This is a genomic window from Streptomyces sp. NPDC056600 (assembly GCF_042792855.1).
GTDB lineage: Bacteria > Actinomycetota > Actinomycetes > Streptomycetales > Streptomycetaceae > Streptomyces.
Map to the genome: position 1 here is coordinate 1 of NZ_JBHTVQ010000084.1, position 23,643 is coordinate 23,643.

The 23,643-nt window shown below is 72.0% G+C and carries 23 protein-coding genes and 1 pseudogene; 19 read left to right on the plus strand and 5 right to left on the minus strand.

What is annotated here, in order from left to right; translation table 11 throughout:
- The first annotated feature begins 287 nt into the window (after positions 1 to 287).
- Genes ACFRAV_RS28705 through ACFRAV_RS28715 form a run of 3 tightly spaced genes read left to right on the plus strand, consistent with a single transcriptional unit; the run spans position 288 to position 4,177 of the window.
- Entirely contained in the window at positions 288 to 1,031 is a 744-nt protein-coding gene (locus ACFRAV_RS28705; RefSeq protein WP_382559700.1) for an NUDIX domain-containing protein, read from the plus strand.
- On the plus strand, positions 1,032 to 2,201 hold the full coding sequence (locus tag ACFRAV_RS28710; protein ID WP_382559703.1) for a purine phosphorylase: 1,170 nt from the start codon (positions 1,032 to 1,034) through the stop codon (positions 2,199 to 2,201). It begins immediately after the preceding gene.
- The gene (locus ACFRAV_RS28715; RefSeq protein WP_382559706.1) at positions 2,198 to 4,177 is read left to right on the plus strand and encodes a hypothetical protein; all 1,980 of its coding nucleotides are present in this window, start codon (positions 2,198 to 2,200) and stop codon (positions 4,175 to 4,177) included. Before ACFRAV_RS28710 ends, ACFRAV_RS28715 begins: the two co-directional genes overlap by 4 nt.
- Positions 4,178 to 4,278: 101 nt before the next feature.
- Here the strand turns inward: ACFRAV_RS28715 and ACFRAV_RS28720 are convergent, their stop codons facing one another.
- Positions 4,279 to 4,902: a hypothetical protein gene (locus ACFRAV_RS28720; protein ID WP_351110899.1), complete on the minus strand. Its 624-nt coding sequence runs from the start codon at positions 4,900 to 4,902 to the stop codon at positions 4,279 to 4,281.
- A 323-nt stretch (positions 4,903 to 5,225) separates the two neighbouring features.
- Here ACFRAV_RS28720 and hemL point away from each other — a divergent pair, with 323 nt between their 5' ends.
- The 8 genes from hemL to ACFRAV_RS28760 all read left to right on the plus strand — a co-directional run bounded on the left by hemL (position 5,226) and on the right by ACFRAV_RS28760 (position 13,705).
- A complete protein-coding gene (gene hemL / locus ACFRAV_RS28725; RefSeq protein WP_382559709.1) occupies positions 5,226 to 6,542 on the plus strand; it encodes a glutamate-1-semialdehyde 2,1-aminomutase in 1,317 nt (438 codons plus the stop codon).
- A gap of 53 nt (positions 6,543 to 6,595) precedes the next feature.
- On the plus strand, positions 6,596 to 7,243 hold the full coding sequence (locus ACFRAV_RS28730) for a histidine phosphatase family protein (protein WP_382559753.1): 648 nt from the start codon (positions 6,596 to 6,598) through the stop codon (positions 7,241 to 7,243).
- Between the two features lie 96 nt (positions 7,244 to 7,339).
- A complete protein-coding gene (locus ACFRAV_RS28735) occupies positions 7,340 to 7,963 on the plus strand; it encodes a TlpA family protein disulfide reductase (protein WP_382559712.1) in 624 nt (207 codons plus the stop codon).
- Between the two features lies 1 nt (position 7,964).
- Positions 7,965 to 8,735, plus strand: coding sequence for a cytochrome c biogenesis CcdA family protein (locus ACFRAV_RS28740; RefSeq protein ID WP_382559715.1), 771 nt, complete (start codon positions 7,965 to 7,967; stop codon positions 8,733 to 8,735).
- Positions 8,736 to 8,738: 3 nt separating this feature from the next.
- Complete coding sequence (locus ACFRAV_RS28745; RefSeq protein ID WP_382559718.1) at positions 8,739 to 10,622, plus strand: cytochrome c biogenesis protein ResB; 1,884 nt, start codon at positions 8,739 to 8,741, stop codon at positions 10,620 to 10,622.
- A gap of 65 nt (positions 10,623 to 10,687) precedes the next feature.
- On the plus strand, positions 10,688 to 11,719 hold the full coding sequence (ccsB, locus tag ACFRAV_RS28750) for a c-type cytochrome biogenesis protein CcsB (protein WP_382559756.1): 1,032 nt from the start codon (positions 10,688 to 10,690) through the stop codon (positions 11,717 to 11,719).
- Between the two features lie 114 nt (positions 11,720 to 11,833).
- Complete coding sequence (locus ACFRAV_RS28755; protein ID WP_382559720.1) at positions 11,834 to 12,616, plus strand: CDP-alcohol phosphatidyltransferase family protein; 783 nt, start codon at positions 11,834 to 11,836, stop codon at positions 12,614 to 12,616.
- Positions 12,617 to 12,727: 111 nt separating this feature from the next.
- Positions 12,728 to 13,705, plus strand: coding sequence for a DMT family transporter (locus ACFRAV_RS28760; protein ID WP_382559723.1), 978 nt, complete (start codon positions 12,728 to 12,730; stop codon positions 13,703 to 13,705).
- Here ACFRAV_RS28760 and ACFRAV_RS28765 read toward each other — a convergent pair.
- The 3 genes and pseudogenes from ACFRAV_RS28765 to ACFRAV_RS28775 all read right to left on the minus strand — a co-directional run.
- Positions 13,680 to 14,501 (minus strand): annotated as a pseudogene (locus ACFRAV_RS28765) (LysR family transcriptional regulator); the annotation flags it as partial. The gene ACFRAV_RS28760 and the pseudogene ACFRAV_RS28765 overlap by 26 nt on opposite strands.
- Before the next feature lie 5 nt (positions 14,502 to 14,506).
- Positions 14,507 to 14,911, minus strand: a complete 405-nt coding sequence (locus ACFRAV_RS28770; RefSeq protein WP_351110885.1) for a PLD nuclease N-terminal domain-containing protein — start codon at positions 14,909 to 14,911, stop codon at positions 14,507 to 14,509.
- Positions 14,912 to 15,099: 188 nt separating this feature from the next.
- Positions 15,100 to 15,519, minus strand: coding sequence for a PLD nuclease N-terminal domain-containing protein (locus tag ACFRAV_RS28775; RefSeq protein WP_382559726.1), 420 nt, complete (start codon positions 15,517 to 15,519; stop codon positions 15,100 to 15,102).
- 136 nt (positions 15,520 to 15,655) lie between these two features.
- Between ACFRAV_RS28775 and ACFRAV_RS28780 the strand changes: the two genes are divergently transcribed.
- From ACFRAV_RS28780 to ACFRAV_RS28790, 3 genes are all read left to right on the plus strand, one after another.
- The gene (locus tag ACFRAV_RS28780) at positions 15,656 to 17,119 is read left to right on the plus strand and encodes a menaquinone biosynthesis decarboxylase (RefSeq protein WP_351110881.1); all 1,464 of its coding nucleotides are present in this window, start codon (positions 15,656 to 15,658) and stop codon (positions 17,117 to 17,119) included.
- On the plus strand, positions 17,103 to 18,032 hold the full coding sequence (mqnP, locus tag ACFRAV_RS28785) for a menaquinone biosynthesis prenyltransferase MqnP (RefSeq protein WP_382559729.1): 930 nt from the start codon (positions 17,103 to 17,105) through the stop codon (positions 18,030 to 18,032). Before ACFRAV_RS28780 ends, mqnP begins: the two co-directional genes overlap by 17 nt.
- A 162-nt stretch (positions 18,033 to 18,194) precedes the next feature.
- Positions 18,195 to 18,659, plus strand: coding sequence for a hypothetical protein (locus ACFRAV_RS28790; protein WP_382559732.1), 465 nt, complete (start codon positions 18,195 to 18,197; stop codon positions 18,657 to 18,659).
- On the opposite strand, the gene ACFRAV_RS28795 is transcribed toward ACFRAV_RS28790, so the two are convergent.
- Positions 18,656 to 19,270 carry a rhomboid family intramembrane serine protease gene (locus ACFRAV_RS28795; protein ID WP_382559735.1) on the minus strand — a complete coding sequence of 205 codons (615 nt, stop codon included), beginning with the start codon at positions 19,268 to 19,270 and terminating at the stop codon, positions 18,656 to 18,658. The genes ACFRAV_RS28790 and ACFRAV_RS28795 overlap by 4 nt on opposite strands.
- A gap of 224 nt (positions 19,271 to 19,494) precedes the next feature.
- On the opposite strand from ACFRAV_RS28795, the gene ACFRAV_RS28800 reads away from it, so the two are divergent.
- The 5 genes from ACFRAV_RS28800 to ACFRAV_RS28820 all read left to right on the plus strand — a co-directional run bounded on the left by ACFRAV_RS28800 (position 19,495) and on the right by ACFRAV_RS28820 (position 23,469).
- On the plus strand, positions 19,495 to 20,187 hold the full coding sequence (locus ACFRAV_RS28800; RefSeq protein WP_382559738.1) for a UbiX family flavin prenyltransferase: 693 nt from the start codon (positions 19,495 to 19,497) through the stop codon (positions 20,185 to 20,187).
- A 110-nt stretch (positions 20,188 to 20,297) separates the two neighbouring features.
- Entirely contained in the window at positions 20,298 to 20,753 is a 456-nt protein-coding gene (locus ACFRAV_RS28805; RefSeq protein WP_351110874.1) for an Lrp/AsnC family transcriptional regulator, read from the plus strand.
- A gap of 124 nt (positions 20,754 to 20,877) precedes the next feature.
- Positions 20,878 to 21,402 (plus strand): GNAT family N-acetyltransferase, encoded by a 525-nt coding sequence (locus tag ACFRAV_RS28810; protein ID WP_382559743.1) that lies wholly within the window; start codon positions 20,878 to 20,880, stop codon positions 21,400 to 21,402.
- A gap of 99 nt (positions 21,403 to 21,501) precedes the next feature.
- Positions 21,502 to 21,762 (plus strand): DUF4229 domain-containing protein, encoded by a 261-nt coding sequence (locus ACFRAV_RS28815; protein ID WP_382559747.1) that lies wholly within the window; start codon positions 21,502 to 21,504, stop codon positions 21,760 to 21,762.
- Positions 21,763 to 22,128: 366 nt separating this feature from the next.
- Positions 22,129 to 23,469 carry a dicarboxylate/amino acid:cation symporter gene (locus ACFRAV_RS28820; RefSeq protein ID WP_382559750.1) on the plus strand — a complete coding sequence of 447 codons (1,341 nt, stop codon included), beginning with the start codon at positions 22,129 to 22,131 and terminating at the stop codon, positions 23,467 to 23,469.
- The last annotated feature ends 174 nt before the right edge of the window (positions 23,470 to 23,643 follow it).

Sequence of the window (23,643 nt, forward strand, 5' to 3'; positions counted from 1 at the left end):
ACGAAGGGATGCGCTCGCAGCGCGGCCCGGGCACCACATCGGGCTCCGGCGGCCTCGCCGTCACGGGCGCCGGTGACGCCCTCCTGCCGGTGGCGACCGCGGGCGCCGCGGCCGGCGCAATCGGTGCGGCCGGGGTTTTCGCCGTCCGCCGCCACAGGGCGTCTGTCCGCACCTGATGTGTCCGGTGGGCTCACCCGCCGGTTCGACCCTCCAGGCGCACCCGCCACCGGCAACCCTTCCAGGTGCGCTTCTTGTGTGAGTGACAGTAACCAAATAGCCTGTCTGGCATGGCAGTTGGCGAGTGGTCGCCTCCGTCGGTGCTGCTGACGGTCGACCTTGTGATCCTGACCCTGAGGGAAGGGCGGTTGTGCGTCCTGCTCGTGGAGCGAGGCGAAGACCCCTTCCGGGGCATGCGGGCCCTGCCCGGCGGCTTCCTCAACAACCCCGCTGAGGAGATCTTGGACGCCGCCCACCGGGAGCTGGGCGAGGAGACCGCACTGGCCGCCGGATGGGTCCATCTCGAGCAGTTGGCGGTCTACGGGGACGCCGGCCGTGACCCCCGCGGACGCGTCGTCTCCGTGGCCCACCTGGCGATCGCGCCGGGGCTCCCCGAGCCGGTCGCCGGAACGGACGCCTCGGACGCCGGGTGGGTTCCCGCGGAGGCGGTCCTGTCCGGCGAGGTGGAGCTGGCCTTCGACCACCACCGGATCGTGGCGGACGGGGTCGAACGCGCGCGCGCCAAGCTCGAACATTCGGCGCTGGCCACCGCCTTCTGCGGAGAACTCTTCACCATCGCCGAGCTGCAGCAGGTGTACGAGGCGGTGTGGGGCGCGGAACTCGACACCCGGAACTTCTACCGCAAGGTCCAGGCCGTCAAGGGATTCATCGTCCCCGGCGGCCCGGGGCGCAGGAGCACCGGAGGACGACCCGCGCGGCTGTACCGGGCCGGGCCGCGGGCGGTGCTGTACCCACCGCTCATCCGGCCCGTGCCGTCCGACGCGGAAGAGAGCACGACGGAGGAAGGAAGGTAGATGTCGAAGGACATGGTGGTGATCCTCACCGCCCTCAATCTCGAGTACGAGGCGGTGCGCCGGAAGCTGGCCGGCCCGCGGTTGCACCTCCACCAGCACGGCACGCGCTTCGAGGTGGGGACCGTGCGGGGCACTTCCTGCCGCGTCGCGCTGGGCCTGACGAACAAGGGTAACCACTCCGCCGCGGTGATCGCCGAGCGCGCCGTCCAGGAGTTCTCGCCGGTGGCCGTGCTGTTCGTCGGCGTCGCCGGCGCCCTGTGGGACACCGCCAGGCTGGGTGATGTGGTGGTGGCGACGCACGTGTACGCCTACCACGGCGGGACCAGCGAGGACGACGGGCTCAAGGCGCGCCCCCGGGTGTGGGAGGCGCCCCACGCGATCAGCCAGCTCGCCTCGCACCTGGCTCGCGTGAACGACTGGGCCGACGATGACGCCGCCGGGCGCGGACGGGCACCGCAGGTGCGCTTCGGCGCGGTCGCGGCCGGCGAGGTCGTGCAGAACTCGAGGATCTCGGCCGAGGCCCGGTGGATCCGGCAGCACTACAACGACGCCCTCGCGATCGAGATGGAGGCCGCCGGTGTGGCGCAGGCCGGTCATCTCAGCGGGGCGCCGGTGGCCGTCGTCCGGGGGATCAGTGATCGGGCGGACGGCACGAAGGGCAGCGCGAAGGACCGGAACTGGCAGCCACGGGCCGCCGCGAACGCGGCCGCCTTCGCCACGCGGCTGGCCGTGGAGCTGGTGGGAGAACAGGAGCAGATGGCGATGTCCCATGCGGACAGGAACCCGACGGCCGCCGGACGAACCGAGGGGGGCGTGAGCAACACCGCCCACCACAGCACCGTCGGCATCATGGCCGGCTCGGTCCACGGCAGCAGCGTCCACCTGTACGGGGGCCCGGGCACGGCCGCTCCGGTGGACCTGGTCGCCGCGCTGGACGAACTCCGTGAGCGGCTGGGGCGTCATCACGCCGAGCGCGGCCTGGACGACGACACCTACCCGGAGGCGCTGGCGGAGCTCGAGCTGGCCCGCCGGGCGGCGAAGGAGAACACGAGCGGAGCGTCCAGGAGGGCGACCATGGCACTCAAGCGGTTACGCGGTCTGATCGCGGATCTTCCCGGTCCGGCGGCCGAGGTGGCGTCCCTGATCACCGCGGCGGGAGACCTGTCATGAACGGCGGCGGCAACGGCACCCACAACTGGGCCTACGACTCCACCGTCGGAATCCAGGCCGAGACCGTCCACAACTCCACCGTGTACGTCGTCCCCCCGGACGCGTCGCCTGAGGAGAAGTACAAGGTCGGTCTGCGGTACCTGGAGAACGGGGTGCCCAGTCGCGCCCGCGACATGATCCGCCAGGCGATCAACAACGGCTACGACAACGCCGAGGTCACCTTCCATTGGGTGCTCGCCATGCTCGGCGCACGGTCGTACCACGACCTCGGCGCCGAGGAACTGCGCGAGCTGCACGCGGCCTTCGCGCGCATGCGGACCTACCCCGAGGGGGAGTGGAAGGAGTCCCTGCGTGTGGCCTTCGCCCTGCTGGAGACGGCCGGCACCGAGGACGGCGACACCAAGCGGGTGCTCGACCAGGTGCGCGCACTGCCCCCGCTCCAGCGCGACGCGATCCTCCTGCACTTCGACCTCGTCCTCGCCGGAGGACTGAAGGACGGCCTGTGGGCCGAGAGCCGCAAGCAGGCCGAGGCGGACCGCTTCGGCAACGACCGGGCCGGACGGGTCTGGGCGTACTTCGAACCCGACCCCATCGGTCCGCGGGCCGTGCCGCCCCGTCCGAGCACCGCTGCCGCCGCCCGGAACGCCCTGCCCGTGCGGGCCGGTGTGTTCGGCGGTCTGGCCGCGTTCCTGTGGATCCTGGCGCTGATCGCGGATCCCTTCGCGGCGGTCCTGCAGTTGCTGGTGGCGGCCGGCGCCGGCCTGACCGCCGTTCACTTCGGCCGCCGATGGCTGTACCGGGAACAGCGGTCCAAGGTCACCAGTCGTGGGGCGCAGGCGCCGTTCACCGGGCATCCCGCGGCCAACGGTGACGGATTCACCAACGGCGTCCGCCATTCCTTCGACCACTACTTCAGCAACCGCGTGCCCCGGGGAATCACCCCGCACGACTGGCTCGGCTGGACCGCCCACCTGCGCTCGAGCCTGGTCGCCGAGATCGCGCTGCTCTACCGCGAGAGCCGCGTCGGCGTGGACCGGGTCAACTGGCTGATCCGCCACCTCGCGGAGGACGCCCGGGACCGTCACGAGCAAGGCGTCCTGTTCGAGGACCAGCGGGAGCACCAGGCGCCGTCGGCGTCGAAGGCGCTGTGCGTGGTCGCCCTGGTCGTGTGCGGCATCACGGCACTGGCCATGCTCGGCACGGTCTTCTCCAGCGGCGGGGCGCAGATACTGCTCGCCCTGCTGACCGTGGTCGGCATGGTCTGGTCCGGATCCACGGCCGCGTCGATGTGGCAGCAGACCCAGGGTGAGGAACACCGGGTGGCCGAGGAGACCCGGGAGTACGAGCAGCGGCTGGCGGAGCGGCAGGCGGCGTACGAGAAGTGGAGGGCGTACCTGGAGGCCACGCGACCCAGCGAGCTGGAGATGGAGACCTGGCTTGCCTGCGACAAGACGCTCTTCGTCGACGAGGCGCTGCGTCACTACCAGCTCAACTGGCGGGACCTGATCACCCACACCATCCTGATGACCCCCGCCCGCCCGTACAAGCGAGGACGGGTCAGGGGCGGTCCCTGGCGGTACTCGCGCTACAGCCTGCGGCTCTTCCTGATCACCCAGGACGGCGTGCGGGAGATCAGCACCGAGTTCGACTTCACCGACGCCTCGCGCGGGGACGAGCAGCGCAGCAACTACCGGTTCGACGCGCTGTCCTCGGTACAGGTCACCGAGCGCGCCCAGGTCGGCTACGACCTGGAGCTCATCCTCACCAACGGGCCGGCCCGGAGGATCCGGGTGAAGGACGCCGACACCCATCAGCTGGCGCCGGACGAGAACGCTCAGGAGATCGCCGAGATCAACCTGAACGCTGCCGGTTTCATTCACACCTTCCGCCTGCTGGAAGGCATCGCGGCGGACGGGAAGGGCTGGATCGAGCGCAACAACGCGGGCGACGCGCCGTCCTTCGGCGCCGACGGCTGACCAGGGATGGGGCCTGCGATCCGAGGGACCGCGAACCTTCGGTCCGCGAGGATGTCAGGCCCCGCCCCGGCGGTCGTCGGCCGCAGCGGGGTCGCGCCGGGTCAGGGCCAGACCAGGCAGTACGGCTGGTGGCCCGCCTCGTGGAGCCGGTGGCTGAAGTCCTGCCACTCGTGCAGCAGCTGGTAGACGTTGAACGCGTCGCGGGGGCCGCCGCGGTCGGGGACCGTGGACCAGATGAACGCGGCCGCGCCGACCGCCTCCTCGCCGATGCCGCGCAGCGGGTCGACGGTGGTCATGGGCAGCTTGACCACCGCGTACTGGGGGCGCAGCACGACGAGTTCGAGCGGGGGGACCTTGTTCAGCGGGACGCCCTCGATGCCGGTGAGGACCATCGCCGCCACCGTCTCGGGCTTGATGCGGGTGAAGAGGCCGCCCATGCCGAGCTCGTCGCCGCCGAGCTCCTCCGGGCGCATGGTCTCGGGGACGCGGGCGGCCGCCGCGCCGCTCGGCGCGCCGAAGTACTTGTACGTCACTCCCAACCGGCTGCTCCTTGCCACGGGTCCCGCCGGCTTCTCGGCGCCGTCACTCTGCGCGCCCGCCCGGCGGGCCGCGGCCTCGGCCGCTTCAGTCGTCGTCTCGTCCGCCTCGCGCCGGTGCTTGCCCCGACGGGAACGCCGAGGACCCATGTCGCCAGTCCCCTCGCCCAGTCCGCCACCGCGATGCATATCTCCACCCGACTGCTGTTCTAGGACGCGTCGCCCCCGCCGCGCAACCCGATCACCCGTTCATCGTGTCAGTGACCTCCCCCACGTCCGCCCCACGAAACGTACACAGGAGAAGACCCGGAAGGAGGAACGCGCACGGGGTTCTCGTCACAGTCTCGCAGATGGGCGCAGAACACGCTCCGTTATCTCCGGACCAGGGCCGGTACGCCCCGAAGGGCCGGGCCGGCCGCCCACCCCCGTGCCACGGGGTCGGGTCACGACCGCTGGCCTACCCTGTGGGAGTCCCCCGTAACCGCAGTCGGAGATCCGGAGAAGCCGCAGGCATGACCGTTCCGTCCTACCCCTACGAAGCCCCTGCCTCGCAGGCGCTGTTCGACCGAGCGGCCGCCGTCACGCCGGGTGGTGTGAACTCCCCGGTGCGCGCCTTCCGCGCCGTGGGCGGCACGCCCCGGTTCATGGTCTCCGGCAGCGGCCCCTACCTCACCGACGCCGACGGCCGCGAGTACGTGGACCTGGTCTGCTCCTGGGGTCCGATGATCCTGGGCCACGGTCGGCCCGAGGTGATCGCCGCCGTGCAGGACGCCGTCACCCGCGGCACCTCCTTCGGCACGCCCGGCGAGGGCGAGGTCGCGCTCGCCGAGGAGATGGTGGCGCGGGTCGCCCCGCTGGAGCAGGTCCGCCTGGTCTCCAGCGGCACCGAGGCCACCATGTCCGCGATCCGCCTGGCCCGCGGTTTCACCCGCCGCGCCAAGGTGGTCAAGTTCGCCGGCTGCTACCACGGTCACGTCGACTCGCTGCTGGCCGCCGCGGGCTCCGGCGTCGCCACCTTCGCGCTGCCCGACACCCCGGGCGTCACGGGCGCGCAGGCCGGCGACACCATCGTGCTCCCCTACAACGACCTGGACGCGGTCCGCGCCGCCTTCGCCGCGCACCCCGGTGAGATCGCCTGCGTGATCACCGAGGCGTCGCCCGGCAACATGGGCGTCGTCCCGCCGCTGCCCGGCTTCAACCAGGGGCTCAAGGACCTGTGCTCCGAGAACGGCGCGCTGTACGTCTCCGACGAGGTGATGACCGGTTTCCGCACGTCGAAGGCCGGCTGGTTCGGCGTCGACGGCGTGGTCCCGGACCTGATGACCTTCGGCAAGGTGATGGGCGGCGGCTTCCCCGCCGCCGCGTTCGGCGGCCGTGCCGACGTGATGGCGCACCTCGCCCCGGCCGGCCCGGTCTACCAGGCGGGCACCCTCTCCGGTAACCCGGTCGCCACCGCCGCGGGCCTGGCCCAGCTGCGGCTGCTGGACGACGCCGCCTACGAGAAGCTGGCGGACTCCTCGGCCAGGATCCAGGCGCTGATCGGTGACGCGCTGAACAAGGAGGGCGTCGCACACACCGTGCAGAAGGCCTCCAACATGTTCTCGGTGTTCTTCACCGACCGCCCGGTGCACGACTACGAGGACGCCAAGGCCGCGGAGTCCTTCCGCTACACGGCGTTCTTCCACGCGATGCTGGCGAGCGGGGTCTACCTGCCGCCGTCGGCGTTCGAGAGCTGGTTCCTGTCGACCGCGCACGACGAGCGGGCCCTGGAGCGGATCGCCGACGCGCTGCCCGCCGCCGCCCGCGCCGCCGCGGAGGCCACGGCATGAGCGGGGAGACGGGCGTGAGCGAGCAGAACAAGGACGTCACCGTCGTCCACCTGATGCGTCACGGCGAGGTGGAGAACCCGACCGGACTCCTCTACGGCCGGCTGCCCGGCTACCACCTGTCCGAGCTGGGCCGGAAGATGGCCGACCGGGTCGCCGAGCACCTCGCGCCCAGGGACGTCACCTACGTGTGCGCCTCCCCGCTGGAGCGGGCGCAGGAGACGGCCACGCCGATCGCCAAGGCGCACGGTCTGGAGCTGGACACCGACGAGCGGCTGATCGAGGCGGAGAACGTCTTCCAGGGCAAGACCTTCGGCGTCGGCGACGGCGCGCTGAAGCGGCCCGGCAACTGGAAGCACCTGGTCAACCCGTTCAAGCCGTCCTGGGGCGAGCCGTACGAGGTGCAGGTGGCGCGGATGCGCGCGGCGCTGGACGCCGCCGCGGCCGCCGCCCGGGGCCACGAGGCGGTGCTGGTCAGCCACCAGCTGCCGATCTGGATCGTGCGGTCCGCGATCGAGGGCCGGCGACTGTGGCACGACCCGCGGCGCCGGGAGTGCACCCTGGCCTCGCTGACCTCCTTCACCTACGAGGGCGACCGGATCGTGGCCGTCGGCTACACCGAGCCGGCCCGGGACCTGGTGCCGGCCCACCTGCTGGCCGGCGCCAAGCCGGTCAAGGGCGGACAGAAGGCGTTCGGCGCATAGCCTCCGCGAAGGCCCGCGCACCCCCGCCGACGTGGGGGTTCTCGGGCCGCAGGGGGGTCCCCAAGATCCCCGGAACGGACATGCGAAACTTTTCACATGACTGGCCACAAGCCTCGTGCGCACCGCCGCCGCCGCGCCCAGGCCGCGGCGGCCACCGCTGCCGCCGCCGCTCTGCTGCTGTCGGCGTGCGGCTCGGAAGGTGACGGCGGCTCCTCCGCCGCCGGCGGCGGAGGCACCAACTTCGTCACCAGCACCAACGGCATCGCCACCGTCGCCGAGGGCGACCGCCGCGCCGCCCCCCGCCTGAAGGGCGAGACGCTGGACGGCGGGCAGCTGGACACCGGTGACTACAAGGGCGACGTCGTCGTCCTCAACGTGTGGGGCTCCTGGTGCGCCCCGTGCCGTGCCGAGGCCAAGAACTTCGTGAAGGTCGCCGGCGAGACCAAGGACCAGGGCGTCCGGTTCGTCGGCATCAACACCCGCGACACCTCCACCCAGCCCGCCCTCGCCTTCGAGAAGGAGGAGGGCATCGAGTACCCGAGCCTGTACGACCCGACGGGCCGGCTGCTGCTCCGCTTCGAGAAGGGCACGCTCAACCCGCAGGCGATCCCCACCACCCTGGTCATCGACCGGGACGGGAAGATCGCGGCGCGGGCGATGCAGCCGCTGAGCGAGGACAAGCTGCGGGAGATGCTCGACCCGGTGCTGGCGGAGAGCTGACATGCCGGACGTGTCCGTGCTGGTCGCCGCCGACGTGACGGAGACGGTGCGCAGCGGGGCCCTGCTCCTCGCGCTGCCCCTCGCCGTCCTCGGCGGGCTGGTCTCCTTCTTCTCGCCCTGCGTGCTGCCGCTGGTGCCCGGTTACCTCTCCTACGTCACCGGCGTCACCGGCACCGACCTGGCCGAGGCCCGTCGCGGCCGGATGGCGGCCGGGGCTTCGCTGTTCGTGCTGGGCTTCACGGTGGTGTTCGTCTCCACCGGAGCGCTGTTCGGCTACTTCGGACAGACGCTGCAGGAGTACAGCGGCGTCCTGAGCAAGGTGCTGGGCGTCCTGATGATCGCGCTGGGCATCTTCTTCATGGGGCTGATGCCCTGGCTGACCCAGCGGGAGTTCCGTTTCCACCGCAGGCCGGCCACCGGCCTGGTCGGGGCGCCGCTGCTCGGCGCGCTCTTCGGCATCGGCTGGACGCCCTGCATCGGCCCCACCCTCGCCGCCGTCAACGGCCTGGCCTTCACCGAGGCCAGCGCGGGGCGCGGGGCGATTCTGACCGTCGCGTACTGCCTCGGCCTCGGCCTGCCGTTCGTGCTGGCCGCGGTCGCCTTCCGCAAGGCGCTGGGCGCCTTCGGGTGGGTCAAGCGCCACTACGTCTGGGTGCTGCGGATCGGCGGCACGATGATGATCGTGACCGGTGTGCTCCTGCTCACCGGGGTCTGGGACCTGCTCGTGCAGCAGCTGCAGACCTGGACCACTGGCTTCACACCGGGGATCTGATCCATGAGCGAGACCACCACCGGGACGACCGGCGAGAAGACCGGCGAGGCCGGCGACACCGAGGCCGGGACCCGGCTGTCCACCGCGCCGGTCGAGTCGACCGCCGTGCCCGGCTCCTTCGGCGGCCGCCGCGCCCCGGGCGCGTGGGGACGGATCACCTGGACCGGCCGTGAGGTCACGGGCTGGGTGCGCTGGTTCTGGCGCCAGCTGACCTCCATGCGGACGGCACTGCTGCTGCTCCTGCTGCTGTCACTGGCGGCCGTCCCCGGTTCGCTCGTCCCGCAGGACCGCGTCGACCCGATCAAGGTCGAGGAGTTCCGCGACGCGCACACCACGCTGGCGCCGCTCTACGACGCGCTGGGCATGTTCCACGTGTACAGCTCGGTCTGGTTCTCCGCGATCTACATCCTGCTGTTCGTCTCGCTGATCGGCTGCATCGTGCCGCGCACCTGGCAGTTCGTGGGCCAGCTGCGGGGACGTCCGCCGGGCGCTCCGCGCCGGCTGGACCGGATGCCCGCGTACACGACCTGGCGCACCACGGAGAGCCCCGACGAGGTGCGCGGCGCCGCGCTCGGCGTCCTCAAGGGCCGCCGGTTCCGCGCCCACACGGCCGGCGACGCGGTGGCCGCGGAGAAGGGCTACCTGCGGGAGCTGGGCAACCTCGCCTTCCACCTGGCGCTGATCGTGATGCTGATCGCCTTCGGCTGGGGCGAGCTGTTCAAGTCCGAGGGCAACAAGCTGATCGTCGAGGGCGACGGCTTCGCCAACACGCCCGTCCAGTACGACGACTTCCGGGCCGGCAGCCTCTTCTCCTACGACGACCTGGAACCGTTCAGCTTCGACCTGGACGACTTCCGCGCCACCTTCGCCCCCTCCGGCCCCAACCGCGGCACGCCGCGCACCTACGAGGCGACCCTCACCTACCGCGAGGGCGTCGACGGGGCCGAGAAGAAGAAGGTCGTGCAGGTCAACAAGCCGCTCGAGGTCGGCGGCTCCAAGGTCTACCTGACGAGCCACGGCTACGCGCCGGTGGTCACGGTCCGCGACGGCAAGGGGAAGGTGGTCTTCTCCCAGCCGGTGCCCATGCTGCCGATCGACCAGAACATCACCTCCCAGGGCGCGGTCAAGGTGCTGGACGGCTACCGCGACCCGAAGGGCAAGGAGGAGCAGCTCGGCTTCTCCACGGTGTTCGTGCCGACGTTCGCCGGCAAGGGCAGCGGGACGATGTTCTCCCAGTTCCCGGCGCTCGACTTCCCGGTCCTCGCGGTCGCCGGCTTCCACGGCAGCCTGGGCGTGGACTCGGGCATCCCGCAGAACGTGTACCAGCTGGACGACCGGAAGCTGAAGCAGTTCAAGGACGAGAACGGCGACATCATCCGCAAGATGCTGCTGCCGGGCGAGACCATGGAGCTGCCCGGCGGCGCCGGCTCGATCACCTTCGAGAAGGAGATCAAGGAGTGGGCGAACTTCCAGGTCGTGCGGCAGCCCGCCGGCGGCTGGGCGCTCGGCGGCGCGCTCGTCGCCATCGCCGGTCTCTCGGGCTCCCTGTTCATCCAGCGCCGCCGCGTCTGGGTGCGCGCCACGGCCGGTGAGGACGGGGTGACCGTCGTCGAGATGGCGGGCCTGGGCCGCAGCGAGTCCGCGCGGCTCCCGCAGGAGCTGGCCGAGCTGGTCGGGCTCGTCCACGACCGGGCGCCCACCGCACCCGGCACCGAACCGGACGCCGGCCCCGGCACCGGACCGGACTCCGGGCCGGACGCCGCACCGGACGCCGGGCCCGACACGACGCCGGACCCCGCGTCGGAGACCGCACCGCACCTCGAGTCCGGCTCCGCGCCGGACCCCGCAGATTCCCCCGTACCTTCCCCTGAAGGGGCTGACAAGTGACGACGCTCGCCGCCACGACCAACGAGAGTCTCGCGCAGATCAGCAACGTGCTGATCTACTCCGCGATGGCCGTCTACACCCTGGCCTTCTTCGCCTACATCGCCGAGTGGACCTTCGGCAGCCGCAGCAAGGTGGCCCGCACGGCCTCCGCGCTCACGGGCGGCGCGGGCGCGCGGGAGAACGCCGCGCCCGCCCCGGCCGTGACGGTGAAGAAGGCCGGCGGCACCGCCGTGCTGGAGCGGCCCGAGGTCGTCGTCCGCTCCTCGGACGCCTCCCGCGCCGACGTTCCGGACGGCCCCGGCGCCCACGGCGGCGACGCGCAGGGTGACCTGTACGGCCGGATCGCGGTCTCGCTGAGCGTCCTCGGCTTCCTGCTGTCCTTCGGCGGCGTGCTGACCCGCGCGCTGTCCGTGCAGCGGGCGCCGTGGGGCAACATGTACGAGTTCAACATCACCTTCACCACGGTGGCCGTCGGCGTCTACCTGGCGCTGCTGGCCTTCCGCCGCAACGTCCGCTGGATGGGCCTGCCGCTGATCACCGTGGTCCTGCTGGACCTGGGTCTGGCGGTCACGGTCCTCTACACCGAGAGCGACCAGCTGGTCCCGGCGCTGCACTCGTACTGGCTGTACATCCACGTCTCCACCGCCATCCTCTGCGGCGCGGTGTTCTACGTGGCGGCGGTCTCCACGGTCCTCTACCTGTTCCGCGACTCCTACGAGGCCAAGCTGGCCGGCGGCGGCAAGCCGGGCCGCTTCGCCACCTCGGTCCTGGAGCGGCTGCCCGCGGCCTCCTCGCTGGACAAGTTCGCCTACCGGGTCAACGCGGCGGTCTTCCCGCTGTGGACGTTCACGATCATCGCCGGCGCCATCTGGGCGGGCGACGCCTGGGGCCGCTACTGGGGCTGGGACCCCAAGGAGACCTGGTCGTTCATCACCTGGATCGCCTACGCCTGCTACTTGCACGCCCGGGCCACCGCGGGGTGGAAGGGCCGCAAGGCCGCCTACCTGGCGCTGATCGCCTTCGGCTGCTGGCTGTTCAACTACTACGGTGTCAACATCTTCGTCTCCGGCAAGCACTCCTACGCCGACGTCGGCTGACGCACCGCCCCCGTCCCCGGAGCCGCCCCTGTGGAGGGGGCGGCTCCGGGCGTTCGGGCGGCCTGCTCTACCCTGGGCCGTCACTCGGCCCGTCGGTGGAAGGAAAGCGTGAACATGGTGGCTGCTGCCCCGGTCCTGGAGGAGCTTCGGGAGGTCTGCCAGCCGCAGGCCAAGCTGGCCAGCCGCAACGGCGAGCACTGGGCCGGCCGGATGTACATGCGGGCGATCTCCCTGCGGGTGACGCGCCAGCTGGTGCGAACGCCGGTCACGCCGGACGCGCTGACCTGGACGATGGTGGTCTGCGGCGTCGCCGCGGGCGCCGCCCTGCTGATCCCCGGGCTCACCGGCGCGATCCTGGCCGCCGTGCTGTTCCAGCTCTTCCTGCTGTTCGACTGCGTCGACGGCGAGGTCGCCCGGTGGAAGGGCCAGAACAGCGCGGCCGGCATCTACGTCGACCGGCTCGGCGCCTACCTCGCCGACGCGGCGCTGCTGGCCGGCGCCGGCTTCCGGGCCGCCGGCTGGGGCGACGGCGGCTCCTTCGACGGCTGGGTCGCGCTCGGCCTGTTCACCGCCATGGGCGTCGTCCTGCTGAAGGCCTCCACCGACCTGGTGGACGTGGCCCGCGCCCGGCGCGGACTGGCGGTGGCCGACGACGAGTCGACGCGGCCCCGCTCCGAGGGAGTGGCCACCCTGCGCAAGCTGGCCGCCGCGTTCAAGATCCACCGGCTGACCAACGGCATCGAGGCGTCCCTCGTGCTCCTGGCCACCGCGGTGGTGGACGCGGCCCTGGGCAACCTGGACGCCACCCGGATCGCCCTGGTGGTCCTGGCGGCCGTGACCTGGGTGATGGTCCCGGCCCACCTGTTCTCGATCCTGTCCTCCTCGCGCCTGCGCTGAGCGCCCTTCCGCGGCGCTGACCTGGGGTCATCGGCCCTGCCGATGGCCCCATCGGCATCACGGGGTGGTCCGGCGTGGCCCCGGGCGACGGGCGCGCCGTAGCTTCGACGCATGACAACAGAGACGAAGGGGATCGCCCAGCTCACCACCGCCATGGTGCTGTCCGGGACGATCGGCGTGTTCGTGGTCGAGTCGGGGGCCTCCTCGCTCAACGTGGTGTTCTTCCGGGTGCTCTTCGGCGCGCTGGCCCTCGGCGTCTACGTCGCCGCCCGCGGCTGGATGCGCGGGCACGGGTTCACCCGGCGCAGCCTGGCGCTGACCGTCCTCGCCGGACTGTTCATCGTCGGGAACTGGATCCTGCTGTTCGAGTCGTACGGCAACACCTCCATCTCGGTGGCGTCGGTCGTCTACCACATGCAGCCGTTCTTCGTGGTGGTCTTCGGCGCCCTGCTCTTCCGGGAGCGGCTGACCGCCGCCACCCTCGGCTGGGTGGCCGTCGCCTTCGCGGGTCTGGTCCTGGTCTCGGGCGTCCGGCCGGAGGACCTGACCGGCGGCGACGGCCGCTACCTGCTCGGCATCGGCCAGGCGCTGGGCGCCGCGGTGCTCTACGGTCTGGCCACCCTGGTGGTCAAGCGGGTGCGGGGCGTGCGTCCCCACCTGATCGCCCTGGTGCAGGTGGTCGTCGGCATTCCGCTGCTGCTGCCGTTCGCCGACCTGGGCGCGATGGGCGGCGCGGGAGCCGGCGCCTGGGGCTGGCTGGTGGCGCTCGGCGTCTTCCACACCGGCGTGATGTACGTGCTGATGTACGCCGCCTACGCCAAGCTGCCCACCGCGAAGATCGCCGTGCTGGCCTTCGTCTACCCGGCCGTCGCGATGCTCGCCGACTGGGCGGTGTACGGACACGTCATGGGGTGGCTGCAGGCGCTGGGCCTGCCGCTCATCGTCCTCGCGAGCCTGAAGGTGACGCTCAGGAAGCCGGCGGCCGCGCCTGCTGCTCCCGCAGCAGTCGCCGGGTCTGCTCCACGAACAGACGCGCCGCGGGAGGCAGCCGCTTCCCGGACCGCCACGCCAGTTGCGAGTGGAGAGTGAACGACGGCCGCCAGTCGAGGCGCTGAAGCGCCTGGGCGGCCAGCGCGTCGGCGACCGTGACCTCGGGGAGCAGGGCGATCCCCAGGCCGGTCGCCGCGGCGCGTTTGGTGGCCTCCACGGTGCCGAACTCGCGGAAGGCGACCGGCTCCCCGGCCGCCTCGGTGAGTTCGGCCTCGAAGAGGTCGCGGAACGCGCAGCCGGACTCCACGGCGAGCAGCGTGGCCCCGTACAGGTCGGCGGTGGCCAGGGACCGGCCGGCGAGCGGATGACCGGGGGCCGCCACCAGGGCCAGCGGCTCCGGCAGCAGGACCACCGTCTCCAGCCCGGCGTGCTCGGTGCGGGTCTCCATCAGGAAGCCCAGGTCGTAGACGCCGCGCCGGAGCGCGTCCAGCGTCTCGTCGCCGATGGTGGTGCGCAGCGACAGCCGCACCTTCGGGTAGCGGTGGTGGAACAGCTCGAACAGCGGCGGCAGCCGGTACGACGTCAGCGACTCGATGGTGCCGACGGTCAGCTGCCCGGACGGCTCGTCCGGCTCGACGGCGGTGGCCCGGGCCTCGGCGGCCAGGTCCAGGAGGCGGCGGGCGTACGGCAGCAGCCGCTCCCCGGCCTCGGTGAGCCGGATGCGGCTGCCGAGGCGGTCGAAGAGGGCGACGCCCAGGTCCTGTTCCAGCGCCCGTACCTGCGCGGTCACCGTGGACTGCGCGTACGCCAGCTCGGCGGCCGCGCGGGTGAAGCTGAGCAGGGCGGCGACCTTCTCGAAGGTCGCCAGCAGCCGTAGGTCGAGCGCCGGGGACATGGGTCTCAGTTCTCCTTGCGGTTCTCGCCGCGTTCCTCGCGGCGCAGCTGCTCCTCGCGGCGGCGCAGGTCGGCCTCCCAGTCCTTCAGGAGGGCCTCGTCCCGCTTGTTCTCCTCGGCCAGCCGGGCGAGGAACGCCGGGTCGTCGTCCGGGGCGACGGGGGCCGAGGGGCGGTGGTTGCGGTGCCACTCGGAGGGCGTGGAGCCGCGGTGGGCGGCGGCGCCGTCACGGACCTTGCCGGCCACCAGCCAGGCGATCGGGCCGACCAGCACCTCGCCGAGGAAGAGGATGATCAGCACCCAGACCACCTTGGGCAGGCCGCGCACCTTCTCCTCGGGGGTGTTGAGGCAGTCGATGAAGGCGTAGATCCACAGGGCCAGCACCAACAGGAACGGCAGAATCCGGAGCATGCGCAAGTCCCCCCAGGACGCGACGAGTTGTTCGGACGGTGAGGACGGGCAGACTAGCGGCTGCGCAGGACAGCCCGTCCGGCGGCTCCCGGGGGAGCGTGAGGGGGCGGGCGCCGGCGCCGCGTGGGCGGGGTAGTGGCCGTGGCCATGGCGGGGCGGTCGCCGTGGCGCGGGACCGTTGCCGCGCGTCAGCTCTCCGGGGCGTCCTCGTCCCGGCCGCGCCGCTCGTCGCGCGGGTCCTCCCGCCGGTCGGGCTGCTGGGGGTCCTCGTCGTCCTTGCCGCGCCTGCGGGTCTCCTCGCCCAGCGACTTGAGGAAGTCGGGGTTGTCGTCCGGCGCCACGAAGCGCTGCCGGCGCTGCCCTCCGCGGGAACCGCCCCGCTGCTCGCCGCGCGGACCGAAGGCGCCGTCGTTCGCGCCGCCGTGGCGGACCTTGCCCGCGACCAGCCACGCCACCGGCCCGATCAGCGCGGTGCCGAGCAGCAGGATCAGCATCGCCCAGATCGGCTTCGGCAGGACCCGGACGTCCTCCTCCGGGGTGTTCAGGCAATCGATGAACGCGTAGATGGTCAGGGCCAGCACCAGGAGCAGCGGCAGGATCCTCAGCATGACGGGCGTACCCCCAGTGGAACGACGGCGGGACGGCGGCGGCCGGCCCGTGACGTCACCAGGCTAGCGGCTGCGCGGGTGCTTCGTCCGAGGGGCGGACGCCACCTCCGCGAGGCCCTCGGCGATACTGGGGGGCATGGCTTACGACGATCTTCGCTCCTTCCTGCGGGCCCTGGAGCGCGACGGAGACCTGAAGCGGGTGACGGCCGAGGTCGACCCCCATCTGGAGGTCGGGGAGATCGTCGACCGGGTCCAGAAGTCGGGCGGCCCCGCGCTGCTCTTCGAGAACGTGCGCGGCTCCGCGATGCCGCTCGCGATGAACGTCTTCGGCACCGACCGGCGGCTGCTCAAGGCGCTCGGCCTGAAGTCGTACGAGGAGATCGGCGACATCATCGGCGGCCTCCTCAAGCCCGAACTGCCGCAGGGGTTCATGGGCGTCCGGGAGGCGTTCGGCAAGCTCGGGACCATGACGCACGTGCCGCCGAAGAAGGTGAAGGACGGCCCCGTGCAGGAGGTCGTACTCACCGGCGACGACGTGGACCTCGACCAGCTCCCCGCGCTCTTCACCTGGCCGCAGGACGGCGGCGCGTTCTTCAACCTGGGCCTGACGCACACCAAGGACCCGGAGTCCGGCGTCCGCAACCTCGGCCTGTACCGGCTGCAGCGCCACGACAGGCGCACCATCGGCATGCACTGGCAGATCCACAAGGACAGCCGCAACCACTACCAGGTGGCCGCCCGCCGCGGCGAGCGGCTGCCGGTCGCGATCGCCTTCGGCTGCCCGCCCTCGGTCACCTACGCGGCGACCGCGCCGCTGCCGGGCGGAATCGACGAGTACCTGTTCGCCGGGTTCGTCGCGGGCCGGCGGATCGAGATGGTCGACTGCAAGACCGTCCCGCTTCAGGTCCCGGCCAACGCCGAGGTCGTGCTGGAGGGCTGGCTGGAGCCGGGCGAGATGCTGCCGGAGGGTCCGTTCGGCGACCACACCGGCTTCTACACGCCGCAGGAGCCGTTCCCCGCGCTGACCATCGACTGCGTCACCATGCGCAAGAAGCCGCTGCTGCAGTCCATCGTGGTGGGCCGGCCGCCGACCGAGGACGGGCCGCTGGGGCGGGCCACCGAGCGGTTCTTCCTCCCGCTGCTCAAGATCATCGTTCCGGACATCGTGGACTACCACCTCCCCGAGGCGGGCGGCTTCCACAACTGCGCGATCATCTCGATCGACAAGAAGTACCCGAAGCACGCGCAGAAGGTGATGCACGCCATCTGGGGCGCGCACATGATGTCGCTGACCAAGCTGATCGTCGTCGTCGACTCCGACTGCGACGTGCACGACCTGCACGAGGTCGCCTGGCGCGCCCTCGGCAACACGGACTACTCGCGCGACCTCACGGTCGTCGAGGGCCCCGTCGACCATCTCGACCACGCCTCCTACCAGCAGTTCTGGGGCGGCAAGGCGGGCATCGACGCGACCGCGAAGTGGCCCGAGGAGGGGTACACGAGGGACGGCGGCTGGCCCGAGATGGTCCTGCCCGACCCGGAGACGGCGGCGAAGGTCGACCGCCGGTGGAAGGAGTACGGCATTGACCGCCGCCGCTGACGCCACGGGCGCCACAGGTCCTGTTCCCGCCGAGCGCGGGCCGGGACGGGTGAAGGCCTTCCTCCGCCTGGTGATGATCGAGCACTCGGTCTTCGCGCTGCCCTTCGCCTACATCGCGGCGCTCACCGCGATGTTCACGGTCGACCGCTCCGTGCACTGGGTCGACCTGCTGCTGGTGACGATCGCCATGGTCGCGATGCGCACCTTCGCGATGGCCGCCAACCGGATCATCGACCGGGAGATCGACGCGCGGAACCCGCGGACCGCGCAGCGGGAGCTGGTCACCGGCGCGGTGTCGGTGCGGACGGCGTGGACCGGTGCGCTGGTCGCGCTCGCCGTCTTCCTGGTCGCGGCGGCGCTGCTCAACCCGCTCTGCCTGATCCTCGCGCCGCTCGCGGCGATCCCGATGGTGGTCTACCCGTACGGCAAGCGGTTCACGAACTTCCCGCAGGCCATCCTCGGGCTCGCCCAGGCCATCGGCCCGCTCGGCGGCTGGCTGGCCGTCACCGGCGAGTGGTCCTGGGACGCCGTCGTCCTGGGCGTCGCCGTCGGCGTGTGGATCGGCGGCTTCGACCTGATCTACGCCTGCCAGGACGTGGAGACGGACCGCGAGGTCGGTGTGAAGTCCGTCCCGGCGCGGTTCGGGATCCCCGCGGCGATCTGGGGCGCACGTGGCTGTCACCTCGTCACCACGGCCCTCTTCGCCTGGTTCGGCGTCCTCACCGGAGCGGGTCTCTTCTTCTGGCTGGGTCTGCTGATCGTGGCGGGCGCGTTCGTCTACGAGCACACCATCGTCCGCCCGCACGACCTGTCCCGCCTCAACCGGGCGTTCTTCAGCGTCAACGGGTTCATCGGCATCGCTCTGTTCGTCTGCGCGCTGCTGGACCTGGTCGTGCGAGGCCTGACCGTCTGACGGCCCGCCGGCCCGCCGGCCCGCCGGTCCGCCGGCCCGCCGGTCCGCCGGCCCGACGGCCTGCCGGTCCGACCGCCGACCCGCGTTCGCGTCCCCGGGCGGGAGCGTGTCGGGGAGGCGTGTCCCGGCGCGGCGTATCCCCGGTCGTGAGGAGGAGCCCGCGTGCACCAGCAGCGCAGGCGGGACCGGCGGCCGGTCCGCCGGACCCCGGCGCGCCCGGCGGAGCCGCCCGCACCGCCCGGCCTGTCCGGCGTCGGCGTCGTGGTGGTGGGGCTCTTCTCCGCGAAGGAGGCAGAGTTCGCCGCGCTCATGGAGGCGGCGGCCGCAGAACTGGAGGCGCGCGGCGCCCGGGTCGTCGGACGCGTCGTGCAGCGCAGGGGAGTCTCGGCCGGCGGCGCCCGGAAGATGTCCCTGCCCTACTCCTCGCGGACCCTCCTGAGCTCCGGGAAGGCGCGCGAACTGGCCGAGATGTGCGAGCGGACCGGCGCCGGTGCGGCGGTCTTCGTCAACCCCCTGACCGAGCGGCAGCGGCACGCGTTGACGACGCTGCTCGACCGCCCCGCCGTGAGCCTCGCCGACGCCCGGATGGCCCCCGCCCGCCCCGGGCGCGGCCTCGAACGGCCCTAGACCGCGCGGGCGCGGCGGGCCAGGAGGAAGGCGGCCGCGACGCCGGAGAGCAGGCCTATCAGGTGGCCCTGCCAGCTGACCCCTGTCTGGGTGGGGGCCAGGCCCGCCAGGATCGAGCTGCCCCAGACCGCCGTGATCAGCACGGCGACCACCACGCCCAGCGGCCGGCGCTCCACGAAGCCGGAGACCAGCAGGAAGCCGAAGAGGCCGAAGATCACCCCGGACACCCCCGCGGTGTTCACCCCGGGCGGGGATATGAGCCAGACGCCCACCCCGTCGGCCACCATGATCAGCAGGCACACCGCGAGGAACCGCCGTATCCCGCCGAGCGCGGCGAGGAACCCGAGGACCAGCAGCGGCAGCGTGTTGGCCGCGACATGGGCGAAGCCGAAGTGCACGAAGGCGGAGGGGACGACGTCCGCCAGCTCGCCGGGGTCGCGCGGCACCACGCCGAAGCGGTCGAGGGCGTTGCCCGAGGCCGCGTCGACGATCTCCAGCACCCACAGCAGAGCGACCCAGCCCAGCATCAGCTTCCCGGCCAGCCGGACCCGCTCCCCGCGCGACACCTCCGCGCCCGGGCCGGCGCCCGTACCGCCACCGATGGCTGCCATGGTCGGATCCCCCGTCTCCCTCTGCCGTTCCGGCGACCGCTCCGGCTTCCCTGACCTCACCTCTGTCCCCACAACGCTTTGCCCCCCTTGTCCGGTTCCCGGCCCCGCACGCCTGACCGAAATCGGTTCGCCGCCCGGGAGCGCGGTCACCCGCCGCGCGGCGGCGTACGCGCCGTGGTCCTGCCCGTGCCGGGGCTGTCAGGCCGCGCCGGTAGGCTCGGGGTGTGAACGCAGGGGAAAAGCGGCGGACCCCTTGGATCGTGGGGGTCTCCGGGGCATCCGGCACGCCATACGCGGCGGCGGTGCTGCGCGGGCTGATCGAGGCCGGGGAGAGCGTCGATCTGGTGGTCAGCCGGGCTGCCCGGCTCACCCTGCTCGACGAGACCGGGATCTCCTTCCGGGACGCCCACTGGCAGGACGACCTGAACCGCTGGCTGGCCATGGGCGCCGACGGCAAGCCCGCCACCTTCGACCCCGGCACCTGCGGGGAGGCCGCGGGCGACGTCCGGTACTGGGCGGCCGGCGACCTGGCCGCCGGGCCGTCGTCCGGTTCGTACCCGGCCCGCGGGATGCTGATCGTGCCCGCCTCCACCGCCTGTGTCGCGGGAGTCGCGCTGGGTCTCTCCAAGGACCTGCTGCAGCGTGCCGCGAGCGTGACGCTCAAGGAGCGCCGCCCGCTGGTGGTCTCCGTGCGTGAGACCCCGCTCAACGGGCAGACGCTGCGGCACCTGGTCACGCTGGACGACGCGGGGGCGAACGTCGTCCCGGCCTCACCGGCCTTCTACGCGGGCGCCACCCACATCCAGGACCTGGTCGACTTCGTCGCCGGCCGGGTGCTCGACGCGGCGGGGGTCCCGCACACCCTGTACCGCAGGTGGAAGGGCGGGCTCGGCGAGGCGAGGGCCGCCGAGAGCTGATCACCGCACCACCCGTCGATCACCCGGACCGCATGACCGCCGCCGCTCATGCCGGTCCGTCCTCGGTCACACACGTCGCAGGAACACCTCACCGGAAGGCAATCGATCGCATGGACGCCGTGGACAGGCAGCTCATCCAGGCTCTCAGGGAGAACGGACGGGCCTCCTACGCGGAACTGGGACGCCTCGTCGGCCTGTCGGGGCCCAGCGTCACCGACCGCATCAACCGGCTGGAGGCGGCCGGGGTCATCACCGGGTACCGGGCCACCGTCGACGCCGCCTCGCTCGGCCTGGGCGTCACCGCGCTGATCGGCATCTCGCTCTCCGACGCCGCCGACCACGAGGAGGTGGCCACGCGGCTGAAGGAACTCCCGGAGATCGAGGACTGCTGGTTCATCGCGGGCGACGACAGCTACATGCTGAAGGTCCGCGCGGCGGACGTGGACGGACTGGAGCGGATCATCCGGCGGCTCTCCGGCACCCACGGGGTGTCCCGGACCCGCACCACCATCGTGCTCTCCACCAAGTGGGAGAACCGGGTCGGGGAACTCCCCGAGGAGGTCTGAGGCCCGTCGGCACCCGGGACGCCCCGACGCCCTGTACGCCCTGGACGCCCCGGCGGGTCCGCCGGGGCGTCCAGTCTGTGGAATCCGTTTGAGGGCAGCTGAGGGTAAGGGCTAGGTTCGCGGCATGACCCTTACCTTCACGTTCGATCCGGTGATCACTCCTGCCGTCCGTGACGGGATCCTCGACCTCTGGACCGACGTGACCGACGCCGGCGGCGCCGTCGGCTTCGTGCCTCCGGCCGACCGCGACGCCATCCGTGCGGCGCTGGTCAAGCAGCTCACCCAGGTCGCCGACGGCACCGCCCGGCTGCTGATCGGGCAGGACGGCGACGGGCGGGTGCTGGCCACCGCGTTCCTGGCCTCCAACGGCCACCGGCTGATGCGGCACTGGGTGATGGCCTACACGGTGATGGTCCACCCGGCCCACCAGGGCAAGGGGCACGGCCGCGACCTGATGGCGGCCCTCGCCGACGCCGCCCGCTCCATCGAGGGGATCGAAGCCGTCCGGCTGGGCTGCCGCGGCGGCCTCGGCCTCGAACGCTTCTACGCCTCCTGCGGCTACAAGGAGGTCGGCCGCGTGCCCGGCGCCATCCGCGTCGCCCCGGGCGACGACCGGGACGACGTCACCCTGTGGCTCCCGCTCACCTGACCTCCCGACCTCCGTGCGACCGGCCCCCGCGCAAGATCCCTCCGGCGGCGTGTTTCACTGGACGGCAGTGCTCTCGACGGACGGAAGAGTGGGTTAGAGATGCTCCGCTACACACTGATGCGCCTCGGCATCTTCGTCGGCTGCTTCGCGGTCGTCTGGGGCGGTGTCTACGCCGGCGTGCTGCCGAGCGCCGTCGGCGACTCCAACGGCATCTGGATCATCCTCCTCGCCCTCGTCGTCTCCGCCCCGATCAGCTTCGTGGTGCTGCGCGGCGTGCGCGACCGCGCCTCCGAGCAGATCATCGAGCGGATGGACCGCGCCAAGGTCAACCTGGAGCTCAACCGGGCCCAGGAGGACTGACCTCTCCCCGCGCCGCGCGTCGTCGGTGCCCCGTCTCCCCACCGGAGACGGGGCACTTGTCATTTCTCGGGTGGAAGAGCGTCCCACCTCACAAAGCAAGGCTTTGGGTATCCCAAAGCTTTGCTGTTAACGTATGCGCATGACGTCAGCAGCCGCGCCCCTCACGCCGCAGAGCCTCCGGCTCGTGGCGCGCCTGCACGTGGACCTCTGCCGCCGAACCACCGCGGCGTGTCGGCCCTGACGGAGCCTCCGGCCCGGTCCGGGTCCGACCTCGTTCCACATCTCTCGCGGCGCTGCTGACCGATCCGGGGCGCCGCTCCTCACTGTTTCGTTTCCCCGCGCCACCGCGCGTCCCCCCGACGGAGTGTGTCCGTGTCCGAGAACACGCATGCCGTGAGCAGGCCCAGGCGCCGGCTCAAGGTGCCCTTCTGGGTCCAGATCATCACCGGTCTGGTCCTCGGCGTCCTGCTGGGCTGGCTGGCCCGCAGCCAGGACCTGGCCTGGCTGGTCACCACCCTCGACAAGGTCGGCGGAACGTTCGTCCAGCTGCTGAAGCTGGCCGTCGCCCCGCTCGTCTTCTTCGCGATCCTGGTCTCCATCACCAACCTGCGGAAGGTCAACAACGCCGCCCGGCTGGCCTCCCGCACGCTGCTGTGGTTCGGGATCACCTCGCTGATAGCCGTGGTCATCGGCCTCGCCATCGGCCTGATCACCAACCCGGGCGCCGGCACCGGCCTGACCCCGAAGGACGGCGCCAAGCCGGAGAGCCAGGGCAGCTGGATCGACTTCCTGACGGGTATCATCCCGACCGACGTCATCACGCCGTTCACCGAGCTGAACGTGCTGCAGATCGTCTTCATGGCCGCCGTCGCCGGCATCGCCGCCCTCGCCATCGGCGAGAAGGCGCAGCCCGTGCTCACCTTCAGCGAGTCGGTGCTCGAACTGCTCCAGAAGGCGCTGTGGTGGGTCATCCTGCTCGCCCCGATCGGCACCGTCGGCCTCATCGGCCGCGCCATCGCCACCTACGGCTGGGACCTGATCGGCAAGTACGCGACCTTCACCGCCGACGTCTACATCGGCTGCGCGCTGGTGATGTTCGGCGTCTACCCGCTGCTGCTCGCCACGGTCGCCAAGGTCAGCCCGGTCCAGTTCTTCAAGGGCGCCTGGCCGGCCATCCAGCTGGCCTTCGTCTCCCGCTCCTCGGTCGGCACCATGCCGCTGACCGCCAAGGTCGTCGAGCGCCTCGGCGTGCCGCGTGAGTACACCTCGTTCGCCGTCCCGTTCGGCGCCACCACCAAGATGGACGGCTGCGCCGCGATCTACCCGGCGCTCGCCGCGATCTTCGTGGCGCAGATCTTCGACATCCAGCTCGGGGTGCAGGAGTACCTGCTGATCGCGTTCGTCGCGGTCGTCGGCTCCGCCGCCACGGCCGGTCTCACCGGCGCCACGGTGATGCTCACGCTGACCCTGTCGACGCTGGGCCTGCCGCTGGAGGGCGTCGGTCTACTGCTGGCCATCGACCCGATCCTGGACATGATGCGCACCGCCACCAACGTGGCCGGCCAGGCGGTCGTCCCGGTGCTGGTCGCGGCCCGCGAGAACATCCTGGACCGCGACGCCTACCGCGGCGCCTCCGCCTCCCCGCTGGAGGACGACGAGCCCGAGGTGCGCGACCGCGCCCCCGAGCCGGTCGGCGCCCCCGCCTGACCCTCCCGCGCGGCCGGCCTCCGCGGGCCGGCCTCCGCGGAGGCCGGCTGCGCGAGCCCGCCTCCGCGAGCCACCCAAGGCCCCCATCGCCCCATACCGGCGAAGGGGGCCTTAGGCCGTCACGGGGGGCCAAGGCGCCGTCCCGGCGAAACCCGGAGGGAACACACACCCGCC